A 1,097-nucleotide genomic window follows, 5' to 3' on the forward strand; every position below is an offset into this window, starting at 1 on the left:
GCCCTTCGAGTTCCGGCGCAAGGAGTCCGGGCTGAACCTGGCCGTGTGGTTCACCCTGCCCGCCGGCGGCCTGGAAGGCCGGATCACGCAGTTCGACCGCAACGTCCTGAGGGTGGAAGCATGAGTACGGAAGGTACGGTCGGCTCGACACCGGGCCGGGTCCCCTCCGGCCGCGGCAGGGCGACGCTGGCGACGGACTGGCGCCCGGCGCGTCTGCCCGACAGGACCGCCCTCAGTCTGCACACGCTGATCTCGTATGACGGTGAGGTGTCCCGGGGCACTCTCTACGAGCCGGCCGCGGCGAGCCGGACGGTGTTCTGCCTCATGCACCCGCGTCAGGATCTGCAGCGTCACCCCCTGATCCCCGGCCTGCTCGCAGCCGGACACTCCGTCTGGGCGCAGGCCGGCCGCGAAGTGGGCAACGACCTGCGGCTGGTGCACGAGACCGCGCTGCTGGACGTCGCCGCCGGTATGGAGTTCCTGCGTGAGCGCGGGTTCGAGCACATCGTGCTGATCGGCCACTCCGGGGGCGCCGGCCTCTACTCGTTCTACACCGAGCAGGCACTCACGGCCCCCGCGGAGCGTATCGCCCGGACACCGGGCGGGGCGCCGGTGAAGCTGCGTGAGGCGCCGATGCCGGCGCCGGACGGGCTGGTGCTGGTCGCGCCGCACCCCGGCCAGGGACGGCTGCTCCTGTCCATGATCGACGCCTCGGTCACCGACGAGAACGACCCCTTCTCGGTGGACGCCGACCTCGATCCGTACAACCCGGCGAACGGTTTCGGCGAGGCGCCCGAGGGCTCGCACTACCCGGCCGGGTTCCTCGACCGCTACCGGGCGGCCCAGTGGACCCGGGTCGCACGGATCGACGAGCGGGCGCGGGAACTCGTCGCCGGCCAGCTCGCGGCCCGCAAGCGGTCCAAGGACGGCTCGGGCGATGCCTCGGACCGGCGGCGCAGTGTGCTGACGCCGGTCATCACCACCTACCGGACGGACGCCGACCCCCGCTGCACCGACCTGCGCCTGGACCCCTCCGACCGGCCCTACGGTTCGGTGATCAGCGGGCGGCCGTCGGTGTCGAACTACGGCGTCACCGG

The 1,097-nt window shown here is 72.4% G+C and carries 1 protein-coding gene; it reads left to right on the forward strand.

Annotated elements, in window-relative coordinates; translation table 11 throughout:
- Positions 1-120 precede the first annotated feature (120 nt).
- Positions 121-1,097 (forward strand): alpha/beta fold hydrolase (locus ABT057_RS49095; protein ID WP_352351923.1); only part of this gene is annotated, 977 nt, incomplete at its 3' end.

Origin of the sequence: Streptomyces sp. NPDC002588, from assembly GCF_040295925.1 — a bacterium.
Taxonomy (GTDB): Bacteria; Actinomycetota; Actinomycetes; order Streptomycetales; family Streptomycetaceae; genus Streptomyces.